Origin of the sequence: Streptomyces nigrescens (assembly GCF_027626975.1) — a bacterium.
Classification (GTDB): domain Bacteria; phylum Actinomycetota; class Actinomycetes; order Streptomycetales; family Streptomycetaceae; genus Streptomyces; species Streptomyces nigrescens.
This window is the reverse complement of the sequence record NZ_CP114203.1, coordinates 2,956,610-2,973,621: the sequence shown is the minus strand read 5'-3', so window position 1 is coordinate 2,973,621 and position 17,012 is coordinate 2,956,610. Positions and strand designations below refer to the sequence as shown.

The following is a 17,012-nucleotide window of genomic DNA, read 5'->3' as shown; positions in this document are numbered from 1 at the left end:
GCCGGTGGTCCGGCGCGGTCATTGCCGCTCGGCAGCGGCCCGTGCTAGACCATCGGGAACTCCCAAGTGCGCAGCGCCACCGCCCAGTTGACGCCGTGGAGAGGACCGACCGTGCCACCAGTCCCCGCCCTGCCCGTCTGGTCACGCAGAGGGTTTCTCGCCGCCTCCACCGCGGGTGCGCTCGGCCTCGCCGCCGGCCCCGCACACGCCACCCCCGGGACGGCCGCACCGGCTGACGACGAGTTCGCCACCCTCCGCCGCCGCTGGTGCGAGCTCGCCCTCGGCACCGGCTTCGACCCCACCGCCCCGCCCTACGCCGCCGCCCTCCAGGAGACCGGCGCCCTCGCGAGCACCTTCCAGGCGAGCATGCGCCCGGAGGCCGGCTCCCTCTGGCCCGACTGCCGCTACGACCCGCCGTCCGGCATCACCCAGAGCTACAGCCGGCTGCACACCATGGCCCAGGCCCATGCCCAGCCCGGCACCGGCCGCACCGGCGACCCCGGCCTCGCCGAAACCCTCGTCACCGGCCTCGGCCACCTCGAAGCCACCGTCTACAACACCGCCACCACCCGTTACGGAAACTGGTGGGAGTGGCAGATCGGCAGCCCCAGACTCCTGCTCGACACCGTCGCGCTCCTCGACGAGCGGCTGCCCGGCGGCCTCGGCGACGCACTGCGCGGCCGCTGTCTGGCCGCCGTCGACCACTTCGTGCCCGACACCCTGCTCGGCGACTACACCGGGACCAGCACCGGCGCCAACCGCGTCGACCTGTGCCGGGTGGTCGCGCTGCGCGGCGTCCTCGGCCGCGCCCCCGGCAAGATCGCCCTGGCCCGTGACGCCCTCTCACCGGTCTTCCCGTACGTCACCAAGGGCGACGGCCTCTACGCCGACGGCTCCTTCATCCAGCACACCTGGGTGGCCTACTCCGGTACCTACGGCTATGTCCTGCTGGACGGCCTCGGCCGGCTGTTCACCCTGCTCGGCGGCTCGTCCTGGCAGATCACCGACCCGGCCCGGCAGATCATCTTCGACAGCGTCGAGCGGGCCTGGGCCCCGCTGCTCCACAACGGCCTGATGATGGACCTCGTCAACGGCCGCGCCATCAGCCGCGGCTACCTGCGCAGCGACGAACGGCATGTGCTGCGCAGCGACCACTACCACGGCCATGCGCTGATCGCCGCCGTCGGGCTGCTCGCCCGGAGCGCGAGCAGCGCCGAGCGGGACCGCTGGCACGCCATGATCAAGGGCTGGATCGCCCGCGACCGTACGCTGCCGGTGCTCACCGACCGGCAGTACACCGTCGCCGACCTCGCCCGGCTCCACACGATCGCCGCGAGCTCCGCGGCCCCCGCCCCCGAACCCGTCGGCCACCGGCTGTTCCCCGCCATGGACCGCGCCGTGCACCGCCGCCCCGGCTGGGCCGCCGGTCTGGCCATGGCCTCCGACCGCATCGCGTACTACGAGAACGGCAACGGCGAGAACCCGCGCGGCTGGCACACCGGCGCCGGCATGCTCTCCTGGTGGGGCGCGGATTTCGGGGGCGACCAGTACACGGATGCCTTCTGGCCCACCGTCGACCCCTACCGGCTCCCCGGCACCACCGTCTCCACCAAGCGGCTGGCCGACAACGAGGGCGGCGGCTGGGGCGAGCCCAAACCCGCCGCGCGCTGGGTCGGCGGCACCACCGATGGGGAATTCGCCGCCCTCGGACAGGACCTGCGCGGTCTGGCCTCGACCCTCACCGCCCGGAAGTCCTGGTTCGCGCTCGCGGACTGTGTCATCTGCCTGGGCGCCGGCATCACCGCCCGCGACGGGGTGCCCGCCGAGACCGTCGTCGACAACCGCTGCCTGGGCGAGTCCGGCACCGCGGCGCTCACCGTCGACGGCGTACCGCAGCCCGGCACACTCGGCGAGACCACCGCCTTCCGCCGCGCCCACTGGGCCCACCTCGCCGGACACGGCGGCTGGGTCTTCCTCGGATCCCCCGGCGGCGCCCCCCTCAAGGCGCTGCGCGAGGCCCGCACCGGCTCCTGGCACGACATCAACAGCACCTCCTCCCCGCAGCCCTTCACCCGCCGCTATCTCACCCTCTGGCACGACCACGGCACCGACCCCACCGACGCCGGCTACGCCTACCTCCTCATGCCGGGCGCCACCGCCCGCACCCTCGCCGCCCGCGCCGCCGACCGGCGCTGGCTGACCGTGCTCGCCAACGACGCGGGCCGGCAGGCGATCGCCGTCGACCCGCTCGGCGTAACGGCCGCCAACTTCTGGCGGGCGGGCGGCGCGGGGCCGCTCACCAGCAGCGGCCCGGCGAGCGTGCTGGTCCGGGAGCGGCCGGGCGGGCGGCCGGCGGGCCGCGGCCGCACGGCCCGGCTGTGCCTCGCCGCCCCCGACCGCTCCGGCGATACCCTGGAGATCACCTGGTCACGGCCGGTGCGCGCGGTGCTCACCCACGACCCGGCGATCGAGGTACTGGACACCGGGCGGGCCCTGCGACTGCGCCTGACCCCCGGTACGAGCTGCGCCACCCACACCTGCACCGTGCGGTTGCGGTGACCGGAAACCGGCCCGCCCGACCAGCCGGTCACGACAACATCGCGCCGTCGCTGTTTGTGGGGCCCATACAGATGCCGAACGGCTCCGCCACCCGAACGGAGGCCGGGACGCAGGGCGCGTACAGCACGGTTCTGTGCTGCCTGCCCACCAAATCGCATGCGACGTTGTACGAAACCGACATCGGTGTGCGGCGCCTCGCCCACGTACCGTCGATACATGACCACTGTCGAAGATGTGCCCGCCGGCGCCAACGACGCCCGCGGGCGCGTCGCCGAACTGCACGCCATCCGTGAGCAGGTTCGGCGAGGCCCCAGCGAGCGTGCCACCGAAGCGCAGCGTGCCAAGGGCAAGCTGACGGCCCGCGAGCGGATCGAGCTGCTGCTGGACGAGGGTTCGTTCAACGAGGTCGAGCCGCTGCGGCGGCACCGGGCGACGGGCTTCGGCCTGGAGGCGAAGAAGCCCTACACCGACGGCGTGATCACCGGCTGGGGCACCGTCCACGGCCGGACCGTCTTCACCTACGCGCACGACTTCCGGATCTTCGGCGGTGCGCTGGGCGAGGCCCACGCCACCAAGATCCACAAGATCATGGACATGGCCATCCAGGCCGGTGCGCCGCTGGTGTCGCTGAACGACGGCGCCGGTGCCCGTATCCAGGAGGGTGTCTCCGCGCTCGCCGGCTACGGCGGCATCTTCCAGCGCAACACCAAGGCCTCGGGTGTCATCCCGCAGATCTCCGTCATGCTCGGCCCCTGCGCCGGCGGTGCCGCCTACTCCCCGGCCCTGACCGACTTCGTCTTCATGGTCCGCGAGACCTCGCAGATGTTCATCACCGGCCCCGACGTGGTGCGCGCGGTGACCGGCGAGGAGATCACCCAGAACGGCCTGGGCGGCGCCGATGTGCACGCCGAGACCTCGGGCGTGGCCCACTTCGCGTACGACGACGAGGCCACCTGCCTGGAAGAGGTCCGCTACCTCCTCTCGCTGCTGCCGGCGAACAACCGGGAGAACCCGCCGACGGTGCCCTGCGAGGACCCCGCCGACCGCTCCGGTGACGCGCTGCTGGACCTGGTCCCGGCCGACGGCAACCGCCCGTACGACATGCGCAAGGTCATCGAGGAGATCGTCGACGACGGCGAGTACCTGGAGGTCCACGAGCGCTGGGCGACCAACATCATCTGCGCGCTGTCCCGGCTCGACGGCCGCGTGGTGGGCATCATCGCCAACCAGCCGCAGTCGCTGGCCGGTGTGCTGGACATCGAGGCGTCCGAGAAGTCCGCCCGCTTCGTCCAGATGTGCGACGCCTTCAACATCCCGATCGTCACCCTGCTGGACGTCCCCGGCTTCCTGCCCGGCGTCGACCAGGAGCACGGCGGCATCATCCGGCACGGCGCCAAGCTGCTCTACGCCTACTGCAACGCGACCGTCCCGCGGATCTCCCTCGTCCTGCGCAAGGCCTACGGCGGCGCCTACATCGTCATGGACTCGCAGTCCATCGGTGCGGATCTCACCTATGCCTGGCCGACGAACGAGATCGCGGTGATGGGGGCCGAGGGCGCCGCCAACGTCATCTTCCGCAAGCAGATCGCCGAGGCGGACGACTCCGAGGCCATGCGGGTGCGCATGGTCAAGGAGTACAAGTCCGAGCTGATGCACCCCTATTACGCGGCCGAGCGCGGTCTGGTCGACGACGTCATCGACCCGGCGGAAACCCGCCACACCCTCATCCGCGCCCTGGAGATGCTGCGCACCAAGCACGCGGACCTGCCCGCGCGCAAGCACGGCAACCCGCCCCAGTAGCCACGCCCCGCACCCGCACCCGGCACCACGCCCACCGCGACGACGGAGAAGACACCGTGAATCCTGCCCACCGCACCGATCCCATCCGCGTGGAGAAGGGCCAGGCCAGCGAGGAAGAGCTCGCCGCCCTGACCGCCGTCCTGCTGGCCCGCGCCGCCCACCAGCCGGCGGCCGCCCCTGCCCGTCCGCACGCCACCGCGGCGCGCTGGCGTCGCCTGGAGCGTCAGAACGGTTTCCATGGGGCGACCAGCTGGCAGCGGTAACGCGCTGACGCGCGCTGTTTCCGACGAGGGGCCCTGCGGTGGTGCGGGGTCCCTCGCGGTTGTTTGGGGTGGCGTGGCCGATCCGTCACCTGCTTCTCGGGCCGTGCGACTTGGTGGGGGCTGGGGTTTTGCGGGTTGTGTGGTTGCCGCGGGGGTCGGAGGGGACGCACCGGTACCCGTCCTCGGCGCGGGCGACGCGGCTACGTGGGATTGATTGCCCCGGCGTTCGCTCCAGTCCTGCGGGCGGGCACCGGTACATCCCCTCCAACCGTTCAGCGTTGCCGACTGCCGGCCGGTGACACCGCCCGTCACGACCTCCATGCCGGCCGCGCCCAACCTGCGGGCGGCATGGCCAGTTCCCTGCCAAGACCTGCCGCGCATGGCCGTAACGGTGATCGGTACGGCGGGTCGGCCGCGCACGTACGGCGGTCGGAGGGGATGTCCGGTGAGCCGCCCGCAGGACCCGGAGCGAACAACGGGGTGAAGAACCTCCGGGACCCGCGTCGCCCGCGCCGTGGGGGCACCTCCCGGCCGAAGGCTGGGGGAGGGTGACCGGGCGTCCCCTCCGACCCACCACCCACCAAGCGACAGCGAACCGGCCCCAGCCAAAGGCAACCCCCTTTTTCGGACGTGGTGTTCCGGTTTGGCATGTCGCGTCCGGATCAAGGCGTAGGTTCGCCTCAACCCTGGGGAGCAGAGCTGTTCAAGCCGCGATCCCCATGCTGGCATGCGCTCGTCATCCCATCTCCTGGTGTTCCCGCCCCGCGGGCCTAGGACGACCGGAAGGAAAGCCCATGCTCAGCACGCTCAGTGCTGGTGCCGCAGTGGCATCGTTGCTCCTCACCGGATCGGCATCCCCCACCACCACAGCCCGGTTCGGCGACGATCCGCCGACCGGAAAGATCACCATTACCGTCGCCACGGTCAACGGTTCGGGCTGCAGACCCGGCAGCGCCGCGGTGGCCATCGCCCCCGACAACACCGCCTTCACCGTCACGTACAGCGAATACCTCGCCCAGGCGGGCAGCGGCAGCAAGCCCACCGACTCCCGCAAGAACTGCCAGATCGCGCTCAACGTCCATGTCCCGCAGGGCTTCACCTACGCGATCGCCCGGGCCGACTACCGGGGCTACGCCTCCCTGGCCCCGGGCGCCAAGGGGCTGGAGACGGCCGGCTACTACTTCCAGGGCCAGCAGCAGACGGCCCGTAAGAGCCACAGCTTCACCGGCCCCTACGACTCCAACTGGCAGACCTCGGACGAGACCGACATCGACGCGCTGGTGTACGCACCCTGCGGCGAGGAGCGCTACTTCAACATCAACACCGAGATGAGGGTGGACGCCAAGTCCGCGGACCCCAAGACCACCAGCTACATGGCCATGGACTCCACCGACGGCAGCATCAACACCCTGTACCACTTCGCATGGAAGGAGTGCCCCGGGCGCCGCTGACGCCGGGGGACCGTCCCAGGGGCCCGTACACCGGTGCGTAACGGGCCCCAACGGCACGACGAAGGCCCCCGCACCGGAAAACGGTGTGGGGGCCTTTCGTCGTTGCGCGCGTGCGGGCACGGGGGAGCCCGGACGCGTCCTGCTAGCGCAGCCGCGCCATCAGCGCGTGCTCCACGAGCGTGATGAGCGCGCTCTTGGCCTCGCTGCGATGCCGCGCATCGGTGGTGATGATCGGCGCGTCCGGGCCGATCTGCAGCGCCTCACGCACCTCGTCGGGCGTGTAGGGCTGATGTCCGTCGAAGCCGTTGAGGGCGATGACGAACGGCAGTCCGCTGTTCTCGAAGTAGTCGACCGCGGGGAAGCAGTCGGCGAGACGGCGGGTGTCGACCAGCACCACCGCGCCGATGGCACCACGGACCAGGTCGTCCCACATGAACCAGAAGCGGTCCTGACCCGGCGTACCGAAGAGGTACAGGATCAGGTCCTGGTCCAGGGTGATCCGGCCGAAGTCCATGGCCACGGTGGTGGTCGTCTTGTCCGGCGCGTGCGTGAGGTCGTCGATGCCCGCCGAGGCGGAGGTCATCACGGCTTCGGTGCGCAGCGGGTTGATCTCTGAGACGGCCCCGACGAACGTGGTCTTGCCCACGCCGAAGCCGCCCGCCACCACGATTTTCGCGGAGGTGGTGGAGCGGGCTGCACCGCTAGAGCTTGCGAAGTCCACTGAGCACCCTTTCGAGCAGTGTCACATCTGGCTGTCCGCCGGCGGTCTCGTCCCCGCCGGGCTGATGGATGGCGACGAGTCCGGCCTCTGCCAGGTCGGCGACGAGGATCCGGGCGACGCCGAGGGGGATGGAGAGAAGCGCGGAGATCTCGGCTACTGACTTGATCTCACGGCAGAGGTGGCAGATGCGCTGGTGCTCCGGCAGCTGGCCCTGCAGCTTGGAGGGGTCGGCGGTCGTGCTGACCAGTGCCTCGATGGCGAGCTGGTAGCGCGGCCGGGTCCGGCCTCCGGTCATGGCGTACGGGCGCACCAGCGGGTTGTTCGCGCCGGTGGGGGCGGGCTCGGGCGCGCGCCGCCGCGGCTGCACCGGCTGGATGCGCGGTGCCTGGGGCTGGTCGTACACCGACGGCTCGTACGGCTGGGAGTCGTACGGCCGGGGCTGTTGCTGCGGGGGCCGCTGCGGCCGGCGGCTCGGCGCAGACGGGAAGTTGAAGCGGTTGTTATGGGTCTCGCCCACAGGCCCGGACTCCTGCCCGGAACCATACGGGTATCCGCTCGGGGGCGTTGCCACGTCTCCTCCTCCAACTTGCCTGTCTGACGCCGGTCGCGCCACCGAACCATAAGGCGCGGTGGCGGGAAACGCACTGCCTGTCTTTTAGTTGAGAAGACTTCCCTGCAGTTCGGCGCGCAGATCCGGCGTCAGTACCGTGCCCGCGCGATCGACCAGCAGGGCCATCTCATAGCCGACCAGGCCGATGTCGCACTCGGGGTGCGCCAGTACGGCCAGCGACGATCCGTCGGAGACGGACATGATGAAGAGGAAACCACGCTCCATCTCCACCACGGTCTGGTTGACGCTACCGCCCTCGAAGATGCGGGACGCGCCGGAGGTCAGCGACGTCAGGCCGGAGGCCACCGCCGCCAACTGATCGGCTCTGTCACGAGGGAAACCCTCGGACATGGCGAGGAGGAGACCGTCCGCGGAGACCACGACCGTGTGGGACACCCCAGGGGTGTTGTCCACGAAGTTGGTGATCAACCAGTTCAGATTCTGCGCCGCCTGGCTCATCGGGCTCACACTAACGCTCCTGATCGTAGGTGCTGCCGGGGCCGAAGCCCTGTTGGTCATTCTGGGGGACCCCGGAGGAGTCCGTGCCGACGTTGCGTCCCTGCTGGACACCGCGGCGCAGGTTACTCAGCCTGCCGCGGACGTCCTCCGGGGCGCGGGAGACCTGGGGGCCGCCCTGTGGGGTCTGCTCCGCTGCACCTTCGACCAGGTTGGCCTTGGGCACCCGCCGGGGGAGGCCGGAAGAGGTGACTCCGCCCGCCTTCGGCTCACGCAGCTGCTCCGCCCGCTCCCAGCGCTCGTCGTTGGAGCTGCGCCAGTCCGAGCCGTCCTGGCCGGTCTCCGGCGCGCTCCGCTGCTCGTGCACCTGGGGTGCCTGCTGGTCGCGGCCTCCGCGGCGCGGAAGGCCGGCGTCCGTCAGCGATGAGGCGTCGCTCGGTGTGGGGCCCGGACGCTCGAATGGTACGCGCTCAGCGGCGCCAGCGGGAGCGGCAGTTGTATTCCGGTCAGATTCCGCTTCGGTCCCGAAGTAGCCCCCGAATGCGGGGCGTTCGGCCCATTCGTCCGGCTGTGCCGTCTCGTGGGAGACGTAGGGCTGCTGGCCCGTGGTCTCCGCGAAGCTCGACTCACCGAATGCCTGGTTGCCGTGGGACCGGTCGTCGTAGAGCGGTTGATCGGCTTCCGCATATGCCTGGGCGGGGTAGTCCTGGTACGCGCCGCCGGACGACACCTCGTCACGGAAGAGCGGACGCTCGTCCTGCTGGTACTCGGGACCCTGCTCACCTGAGGCCTGGGCCTCCAGGGCGGCCCGGCGCTCCTCGCGGAGCATCGAGCGGCCCATCATGTCCAGCTCCGCGCCGTCCGCACGGCCGTAGCGGCTGTCGTCGAAGCCCAGCTCGGCGGCGGTGCGCTGCTGGCTCTCGTACGCCGCGTGCTGGTGCTCGGGCACGATCCGGGACACCGTGAAGTCGTCCTCGAACTGCTCCTCGCCGCCACCACCGTGGGTGATCGCCTCGGGCAGCATGACCAGCGACGTGGTGCCCGCCTGCTCGCCGGAGGGGCGCAGCTGCACCCGGATCCCGTGCCGGTCGGCCAGCCGGCCGACCACGAACAGGCCCATGCGCTGGGAGATCGCGGCATCCACGCTCGGCGGGTTCGCCAGCTTGTGGTTGATGTCCGCGAAGTCCTCGGGGGTGAGCCCGATGCCCTTGTCGTGGATCTCGATCATCACCCGGCCGTCGGGCAGCCGGGTCGCGGCCACCCGCACCTTGGTCTGCGGGGAGGAGAACGTGGTGGCGTTCTCCAGCAGCTCGGACAGCAGGTGCACGAGGTCGGTCACGGCGGTGCCGTGGATCTCGCTCTCGGGGACGCCGGTGAGGTCTATTCGCTCGTAGGACTCGACCTCACTGATCGCCGCCCGCAGGACGTCGACCAGCGGCACCGGCTGGTTCCAGCGGCGGCCGGGCTCCTCGCCCGCGAGGATGAGGAGGTTCTCGCCGTTGCGCCGCATACGCGTGGCGAGGTGGTCGAGCCGGAAGAGGCTCTCCAGCTGGTCCGGGTCCGCCTCGTTGTTCTCCAGGTCGGTGATCAGCTCCAACTGGCGCTCGATCAGACCCTGGTTACGGCTGGACAGGTTGGTGAAGATCGCGTTGACGTTGCCCCGCAGCAGAGCCTGCTCGGCGGCGAGCCGGACGGCCTCGCGGTGCACCTGGTCGAAGGCGCGGGCGACCTCGCCGATCTCGTCGGTGGTGGAGATCGGGATGGGCTGCACACGGGTGTCGACCCGGCCCGGGTCCGTCCGCGAGAGCTGGTCGACCAGCATCGGCAGCCGCTGCTCGGCGATGCCGAAGGCCGCGGTGCGCAGCTCGCGCATGTTGCGGCTCATCCGGCGGGCCATCAGACCGGCCACGACGAAGGCGATGATCAGCGCGGCCAGCACGATGGCGGAGTCGACGAAGGTGGACTGCCGGGCGTCCTCGGCGATCTGCGCCGCCTCGTTCACGGCCTTGTCCGACAGGTCCTTCTCGATGGACCGGTACATGTCGAACTTGCCGGTCGCGGCAGCGAAGTAGGTGTCGGAGGTGATGCCGCGCAGACCGAGCGACTCCGGCGCGGCGCCGGTGGCGATCTGGGTGCCCATCTGGTCGATCGACGGCGGGGCGCGGAACGGCCGGCCGGCGGCCTGGGCCTGCTCCTTCGCCCGCGCGACCTTCTGCTGCGCGGCCTGCTTGAGCCCCGCGGCGTCCTTCTTGAGGCGCTCGACGTCCTCGGGCGTACCGCCGGAGGTGTACTCGCCGATGGCGATGCCCTCCAGGTAGCGGTACGACGCGAAGGCGGTGAGCTGAAGCTTGTGCTCCTTGCCGCCCTGCGGGGACGCCGGGTCGACCAGGAGGTGGGTGCCGATGGAGCGCTCCAGCGACTCCGCCGCCTTGGCCAGCGCCACGGCGTAGACCGTGCGGCCGTAGGAGGTGATGTTGCCGGTGCCCAGGCCGAGTTCGTTGGCGAACTCCATCAGCGGGTGCTGGACCTCGACATAGCCCTCTTCGGTCTGCACACCGCGCAGCTTGGAGGTGTAGGCGGCCTGGCGCAGCTGCTGGAGCTTGGGCTCGGCCTTCTCGAACGAGGCGAGACGGCGCTTGAGGCCCGGCTTGTCCGGCATGGACTTGGCGGCCTGGTGGAACTTGTCGGCGGCGGCGTCGGTGGCGTCACGCGCCCCCAGCACGGCCGGGTCGTCCTTCTTGCCCTTCAGCAGCGGCGCCGCGGTGCGGTCCCGCTCGTCGATCAGGGCATTGCTGTAGGAAAGCGCGGCGCGAACGAGCTTCGCGGTGTTCTCCGCGTCCTGGGCTTCCTGCCATGTGGCGAACGAGCTGTCCACCCGCAGACCGCCGAAGACCAGGGCGAGCCCCACGGGGATCAGCAGAATGGCGTTCAGGCGGGTCGCCACGCGCCAGTTGCGCGGGGAGTACTTTCCGCCACTGACCGGAGGCTTCGCGACCGTATTTTCGGGCGCGTCGGAAGCCGGTAGGCCACCTCTGGGTGGCGGGGTGAAGTTGCCCCGCCGCGGTTCCTGCGGCTCGGGGCTCGCCTTGCTTCGCCTCACTCGACCAACAACCTCTCGGCGCCGGCACTGTCTTGCTGTGCCGTTTCTTCTGGGCGTTCCTACTCCGGAGTTCAGCGAATTTCAGCACGTCAGGGCGGTGCGTTCCAAACACTGGGTAAAGGCGGAGGAGGCGCGAAAGGGCCTGAGATAAAAGGGGCGTTAAGGGCGAGCCGCGCCAAAATGCAGGAGAATTGTGAGCGCAGCGAAGCCGGATGTGCGCACGGGGTGTCGAAACCCAGCTGATTCACTGTCGAAACGTTATGAAGCAAAATTGTGGGCGTGTCGAAGGACACAGATCCACTCACGGATGCCGGAATCCGGTCCGGGGCAGGCGGGCGCAGCCCCGCCGGTGGCAACTGCCGTGCGGCCCGCACCGGATCCGGTGCGGGCCGGTGCGCGGGCTACTGCAGCCGCGCCATCAGCGCATGCTCCACGAGCGTGATGAGCGCGCTCTTGGCCTCGTTGCGGTGCCGGGCGTCGGTGGCGATGATCGGCGTCCCCGGGCCGATCTGCAGCGCCTCACGCACCTCGTCGGGCGTATGGGGCTGGTACCCCTCGAAGCCGTTGAGGGCGATGACGAACGGCAGTCCGCTGTTCTCGAAGTAGTCGACGGCCGGGAAGCAGTCGGCGAGACGGCGGGTGTCGACCAGCACCACCGCGCCGATGGCACCACGGACCAGGTCGTCCCACATGAACCAGAAGCGGTCCTGACCCGGCGTACCGAAGAGGTACAGGATCAGGTCCTGGTCCAGGGTGATCCGGCCGAAGTCCATCGCCACGGTCGTCGTGGTCTTGTCCTGGACGTGGCTGAGATCGTCGACGCCCGCCGAGGCGGAGGTCATCACGGCCTCGGTGCGCAGCGGGTTGATCTCCGATACGGCCCCGACGAAGGTGGTCTTGCCCACGCCGAAGCCACCCGCCACCACGATCTTGGCGGAGGTCGTGGCGCGGGCCGTATTCCCGTCCGAACCGCTGTCAGAGCTTGCGAAGTCCACTGAGCACCCTCTCGAGCAAGGTCACGTCCGGCGTGCCACCGGCCTCGCCACTGCCGCCGGGCTGGTGGATCGCCACCATCCCGGCCTCCGCCAGGTCCGCGACCAGGATCCGTGCCACACCCAGCGGGATGTGCAGCAGGGCGGAGACCTCGGCGACCGACTTCACCTCACGGCACAGGTGGCAGATCCGCTGGTGCTCGGGCAGCAGCCCGGGCAGCTGAGAGGGGTCGGCGGTCGTGCTGACCAGCGCCTCGATGGCGAGCTGGTAGCGCGGCCGGGTCCGGCCTCCGGTCATGGCGTACGGGCGCACCAGCGGCTGGTCACCTTCGTTCCCGTACGGCGCTTGGCCATAAGCGCCATACGGGTCGGAAGTGGCGGGTGGCGGGGTCATGGATCCTCCGGGCGGGACAACTGACTGTCGTCGGGTTGGGCCGGTGGGGGGTGCGGCACATGGATGGTTGGTGCTGGACGGAGCGGCGCTGCGGACGCCGTTCAGTGCAGCAGGCTGCCCTGCAGTTCGGCGCGCAGATCCGGCGTCAGTACCGTCCCCGCGCGGTCGACCAGGAGAGCCATTTCGTAGCCGACGAGGCCGATGTCGCACTCGGGGTGCGCCAGTACGGCCAGCGACGATCCGTCGGAGACGGACATGATGAAGAGGAAGCCACGCTCCATCTCCACGACGGTCTGGTTGACCGTCCCGCCCTCGAAGATGCGGGACGCGCCGGAGGTCAGCGAGGTCAGGCCGGAGGCCACCGCCGCCAACTGGTCGGCGCGGTCGCGGGGGAAGCCCTCGGACATGGCGAGGAGCAGACCGTCCGCGGAGACCACCACCGTGTGTGACACCCCGGGGGTGTTGTCCACGAAGTTGGTGATCAACCAGTTCAGGTTCTGCGCCGCCTGGCTCATCGGACTCAACTAACGCTCCTGCTGGTGAGTGGGATCGACAATGCCGTGGGTGCCGGTGGACGACGTCCCGGCCTGCCGGCCTTGCTGAATACCCCGACGGAGATTGGTCAGCCGCCCGCGCACATCACTGGGCGCACGCGAGACCTGGGGACCGCTCTGGGTGGACTGCTGCTGTTGCGCGGTGCCCGCGACGAGGTTCGCGCGCGGGACCCGGCGGGGCAGTCCGGAGGTGGTGATACCGCCCGCGGCGGGCTGGCGGATCTGCTCCGCCTGCCGCCACGTCTCGTCGTTCGGCGAGCTGCGCCACTGGGAGGCGGCTTCGGCCGGCGCGGCACTGCGCGCGCCGTTGACCGGTGCGTCGTGACGCGCACCGTTGACCGGGGCCTCGTTGCGCGTGTCGTTGCGTGCCTCGCCGTCCTGTGCGGCCCCGCGGCGCGGCAGCCGCGGTGCCTCGGGCTCGGCGGCGCCCTGGGGCGGTACACCGGCAGCGGCGGCCGCCGGGTGGTTGAACCAGTCGGACTCGATGGTGTCGAAGATCGGCGTACGGCCGTCACCGGGACCGGCGTCCGCGTCGCCGAGCACATCGGCGGACGGCGCACCGCTGTCCTGCGGCTGCTGCACCGGGAACTGCCCGGTGCCCTGCGACTCGTCGGCGTACCCGCCGCGGTCGGCGTCCGGCCGCTGGTACTGGCCGGTGTCGAACTGCCCGGTGTCGTACTGGCCGGTGTCGCTGTCGGGCCGCTGGTACTGGCCGGTGTCGCTATCGGGCCGCTGGTACTGGCCCGTGTCGCTGTCCGGGCGCCGGTACTGGCCCGTCTCGTACTGACCGGTCTCGTACTGCCCCGTGCTGCCGCCCGGCAGGGCGAACTGCCCGGTGTCGCCGGGGCCGTTGCCCGCGCCCTGGCCGGCCGGACGTGCGTCCTGCGGGCGCTGTCCGCCCCGGGAGCCGTCCGCGGCGGGCGGCGGACCGTTGAAGTCGGGACGGGCGAACGCCGCGGTGTCACCGGGGCCGCCGCCCGGCGCGGGCCGCTCGAAGCTGCCGGTGGTCTCCGGCTCCTCGTGGCCACGCGGCCGGTCCTGGGTCTCGCGGGGCGCCAGCGGCCAGTCGTCGGAGGCGCCGCGGTCACGGCGCGCACCCCAGCTCGTACCGCCCGACTGCTGTGCACCCTGGCCGCCCTGACCGCCCTGACCGCCGACGGGCGGACCGCCCGGCAGTTCGGCCGCGGCACCGCGTGCCGGCAGCTGCGGACGCTCCTCGCGGCGCGGTGCGCCGGTCGGCGGGGCCACGGTGGGCGCCGGGCCGTTGTCCGCGCCGCGGGTGGGCAGCGAGGGACGCGAGCCGGAGGGGCGGCCGGCGGCCGGGCGGGCGTCGCCGCCCTGCGCCGGGGCACCGGGGGAGCCCGCACCGGGCGGGTTCGCGCCGGGAGGTGCCGTACGGCCGGACGGCGCCGGGGCACCGAAGGCGTTCGGCGCACCGCCGCCGGGGCCACCGCGGCCGGGCAGCGCGGGGCGCCCGCCGGCCGAGGGGCCCGAACCGACCTGACCGCGCGGCTGCAGCCCCGCGAGCCGGCTGGACTGCCCGCCGCCGTGGTCGCCGGAGCCGCCCTTGGCGTTGCTCGGCGCCGGCTTCTTGCCGCCCTGGGCGAGGTCCACCGGCAGCATGACCAGCGCGGTGGTGCCGCCGGAGTCGGAGGGCCGCAGCTGGATACGGATGCCGTGCCGCAGCGACAGCCGGCCGACCACGAACAGACCCATGCGCCGGGAGACCGAGACGTCCACGGTCGGCGGGCTGGCGAGCCGCTCGTTGATGGACGACAGGTCCTCGGGCGACAGGCCGATACCGGTGTCGTGGATCTCGACCAGCACCCGGCCGTCGGGCAGGGCGTGGCCGGTGACCTTGACCTTGGTCTGCGGCGAGGAGAACGAGGTGGCGTTCTCCAGCAGCTCGGCGAGGAGGTGCACGAGGTCGTTGACGACCCGGCCCGCGACCTCGGTCTGCGGTACGGCGTTGAGCTCGATCCGCTCGTACTGCTCCACCTCGGAGGCGGCGGCACGGAGCACGTCGACCAGCGGCACCGGCCGCGTCCACCGGCGCCCCGGCTCCTCACCGGCGAGGACCAGGAGGTTCTCACCGTTACGGCGCATGCGGGTGGCGAGGTGGTCGAGCTTGAAGAGGGAGGACAGCTGGTCCGGGTCGGCCTCGCGGGACTCCAGTTCGGAGATCAGCGAGAGCTGACGCTGGATCAGACCCTGGGAACGGCGCGAGAGGTTGGTGAACATCGCGTTGACGTTGCCCCGCAGCAGCGCCTGCTCGGAGGCGAGGCGGACCGCCTCGCGGTGCACGTCGTCGAAAGCCGCGGCCACCCGGCCGATCTCGTCCCGGCTGTGCACACCGACGGACTCGACGGAGGTGTCCACGTCCTGCGGGTCGGACTCGGACAGCTGCTTGACCAGCTCGGGCAGCCGGTCCTGGGCGACCTTCTGCGCGGTGTCCTGCAGCCGGCGCAGCGAGCGGACCATGGACCGCGCCACGACGAACGCGCCGACCAGCGAGACACCGAGGACGAGCAGGATCAGCGCACCGCTGATGATCGCGGTCTGGGTCGCCTCGTTGCGCAGCTCGCGGGACTTCTGCTCCATCTCCGAGAGCAGCGTGGTCTCGATCCGGGACATCTCGTCGACCTTGACGGTGTCGGAGTCGTACCAGTCGAGGTAGCGGTAGTCCTGGCTGCGGATGCCGGAGCCGCTGGCGAAGGCGCGGTGCGCGAAGGCGACCGCGGCCTTGATCTCGTCGTTGTTGCCGTCCAGACCGCGGGTGAGCGCGCCGGCGCTGTTCTCGCCGTTGCTGGTGTAGATCTGCGAGAAGCGGTCGCGGGCCGCCTTCTCGTTGTCCTCGGCGTTACGGCCGGCCAGCCGGTCGTTGGAGGACAGCTGCGGGCCGCCCTCGTGGGCGAGGCCGGCACTGACCAGGGCGCGCTGGATCGACGCGTACTCCTTGGCCGACGAGAACGCCGCCAGCGCACGGGTACTGCGGATCATCTCGGGGTTGCTGGTCGCCTGCGCCATGTCCTGGGAGAGCGACAGCAGCGAGTTGATCAGCTGGTTGTAGCTGGTGATGGTCCGCGCCGAGTTGTCCTCGTCCTTGTAGGCGCCGTTGCGGATCTCGTTGAGGGTGTTGAGCTGGCGGGTGATCTCCAGGACGGTCGCCCGGACACCGGTCATCGTGGCGTCCTGGCCCCGGATGTCATCGGTGGCCTGGTTGAACGACAGCCGGGCGCGGTCGGTCGCCTCCCGGGGGGCGACGACGTTGGCGTCGTCCTTGGCGTTCCCGCTGCCGGCCAGCGGACCGGCCGACTTGTCCCGCTCCACCTGCAACGCGTCGGCGAGCTCGGTCGCCTGCCGGGTCATCTCGGTGAGCAGCTGCATCTTGTCGAGCTGGTCGATGTTCTCCAGCGACGTGCCGATGCGCATGCCACCCAGGGTGGTCGCGGCGACCACGGGCAGCGCGAGCAGGGAGACCAGACGGGTGCTGATGCGCCAGTTGCGCAGCGCTATTCGCGAACCGGGGCCACTGGCCCCCTTCGACGCCTTGGGCTTACCGCTGTCCGCGGCGTCATTGCCCGGCGCCTGGCCGCCTCCGTCGACGGGCAGCGTGCTGCCCCCGGCGGAACCGTTGCCCTGGGCGCGCTGGGGCGAGGAGGCGCGGTCGGTTCCGCCGCGCAGCTCCGGGTCCGCCGCAGCGCTGCCATCCCTCTTGAAACGTCCCTGCACTAGCGTCGCAACCTCTGGACCAGGCGTCCCACCTCGGCGGGACGGTGTCGAGTCGTATGGGGGACCGCTAAGTCCCCCCATGGCGGTCGTGAATGACCGGCGGGCTGATCTCTCCGGTGGAAGAGAACGGCACCACCGCGCGGCGCTTCGTTGCGCCCTGCGCGCCGGCTGAAACGTGCGGCGGTCCGTGGAATTCCAGCACAGTGCAGGATCTCCAACAAGAGCGGAGTCCCGCACTGTGACTTGGGTGACGCAATGTACGGACGGCGTCACGACTTGTAGAAGGTTCGCCCGTCGATAACGGACTTTTATCCGCGAGTCGTCCGCCCCTCCAGGCTGTCCCAGGTGCGGTGATCGGGAGCGGAACGTGCACTTCAATC

Annotated in this window: 12 protein-coding genes; 4 read left to right on the top strand and 8 right to left on the bottom strand. The window is 70.9% G+C overall.

Features of this window, described 5'->3' with window-relative positions:
- Positions 1–111 precede the first annotated feature (111 nt).
- The 4 genes from STRNI_RS13375 (at position 112) to STRNI_RS13360 (ending at position 6,073) form a co-directional block, all read left to right on the top strand.
- A complete protein-coding gene (locus STRNI_RS13375; RefSeq protein WP_277411314.1) occupies positions 112–2,559 on the top strand; it encodes a polysaccharide lyase 8 family protein in 2,448 nt (815 codons plus the stop codon).
- Between the two features lie 216 nt (positions 2,560–2,775).
- Entirely contained in the window at positions 2,776–4,359 is a 1,584-nt protein-coding gene (locus STRNI_RS13370; protein WP_018087209.1) for an acyl-CoA carboxylase subunit beta, read from the top strand.
- A 56-nt stretch (positions 4,360–4,415) separates the two neighbouring features.
- Positions 4,416–4,622, top strand: coding sequence for an acyl-CoA carboxylase epsilon subunit (locus STRNI_RS13365; protein ID WP_018087208.1), 207 nt, complete (start codon positions 4,416–4,418; stop codon positions 4,620–4,622).
- Positions 4,623–5,416: 794 nt separating this feature from the next.
- Entirely contained in the window at positions 5,417–6,073 is a 657-nt protein-coding gene (locus tag STRNI_RS13360) for a DUF4360 domain-containing protein (protein ID WP_018087207.1), read from the top strand.
- 142 nt (positions 6,074–6,215) lie between these two features.
- Here STRNI_RS13360 and STRNI_RS13355 read toward each other — a convergent pair whose 3' ends face one another.
- The 8 genes from STRNI_RS13355 to STRNI_RS13320 form a co-directional block, all read right to left on the bottom strand.
- Complete coding sequence (locus STRNI_RS13355; RefSeq protein ID WP_073447656.1) at positions 6,216–6,794, bottom strand: GTP-binding protein; 579 nt, start codon at positions 6,792–6,794, stop codon at positions 6,216–6,218.
- Positions 6,775–7,365: a DUF742 domain-containing protein gene (locus STRNI_RS13350; RefSeq protein ID WP_026169206.1), complete on the bottom strand. Its 591-nt coding sequence runs from the start codon at positions 7,363–7,365 to the stop codon at positions 6,775–6,777. Before STRNI_RS13350 ends, STRNI_RS13355 begins: the two co-directional genes overlap by 20 nt.
- An 84-nt stretch (positions 7,366–7,449) precedes the next feature.
- Positions 7,450–7,863 carry a roadblock/LC7 domain-containing protein gene (locus STRNI_RS13345; RefSeq protein ID WP_018087204.1) on the bottom strand — a complete coding sequence of 138 codons (414 nt, stop codon included), beginning with the start codon at positions 7,861–7,863 and terminating at the stop codon, positions 7,450–7,452.
- A 10-nt stretch (positions 7,864–7,873) separates the two neighbouring features.
- Positions 7,874–10,960: a sensor histidine kinase gene (locus STRNI_RS13340; protein ID WP_381844570.1), complete on the bottom strand. Its 3,087-nt coding sequence runs from the start codon at positions 10,958–10,960 to the stop codon at positions 7,874–7,876.
- Positions 10,961–11,361: 401 nt separating this feature from the next.
- A complete protein-coding gene (locus STRNI_RS13335) occupies positions 11,362–11,955 on the bottom strand; it encodes a GTP-binding protein (protein WP_018087202.1) in 594 nt (197 codons plus the stop codon).
- On the bottom strand, positions 11,936–12,346 hold the full coding sequence (locus STRNI_RS13330; RefSeq protein WP_018087201.1) for a DUF742 domain-containing protein: 411 nt from the start codon (positions 12,344–12,346) through the stop codon (positions 11,936–11,938). Before STRNI_RS13330 ends, STRNI_RS13335 begins: the two co-directional genes overlap by 20 nt.
- 101 nt (positions 12,347–12,447) lie before the next feature.
- Positions 12,448–12,861, bottom strand: coding sequence for a roadblock/LC7 domain-containing protein (locus STRNI_RS13325; RefSeq protein ID WP_018087200.1), 414 nt, complete (start codon positions 12,859–12,861; stop codon positions 12,448–12,450).
- Between the two features lie 9 nt (positions 12,862–12,870).
- Positions 12,871–16,632 carry a sensor histidine kinase gene (locus STRNI_RS13320; protein WP_277411313.1) on the bottom strand — a complete coding sequence of 1,254 codons (3,762 nt, stop codon included), beginning with the start codon at positions 16,630–16,632 and terminating at the stop codon, positions 12,871–12,873.
- Positions 16,633–17,012 lie beyond the last annotated feature (380 nt).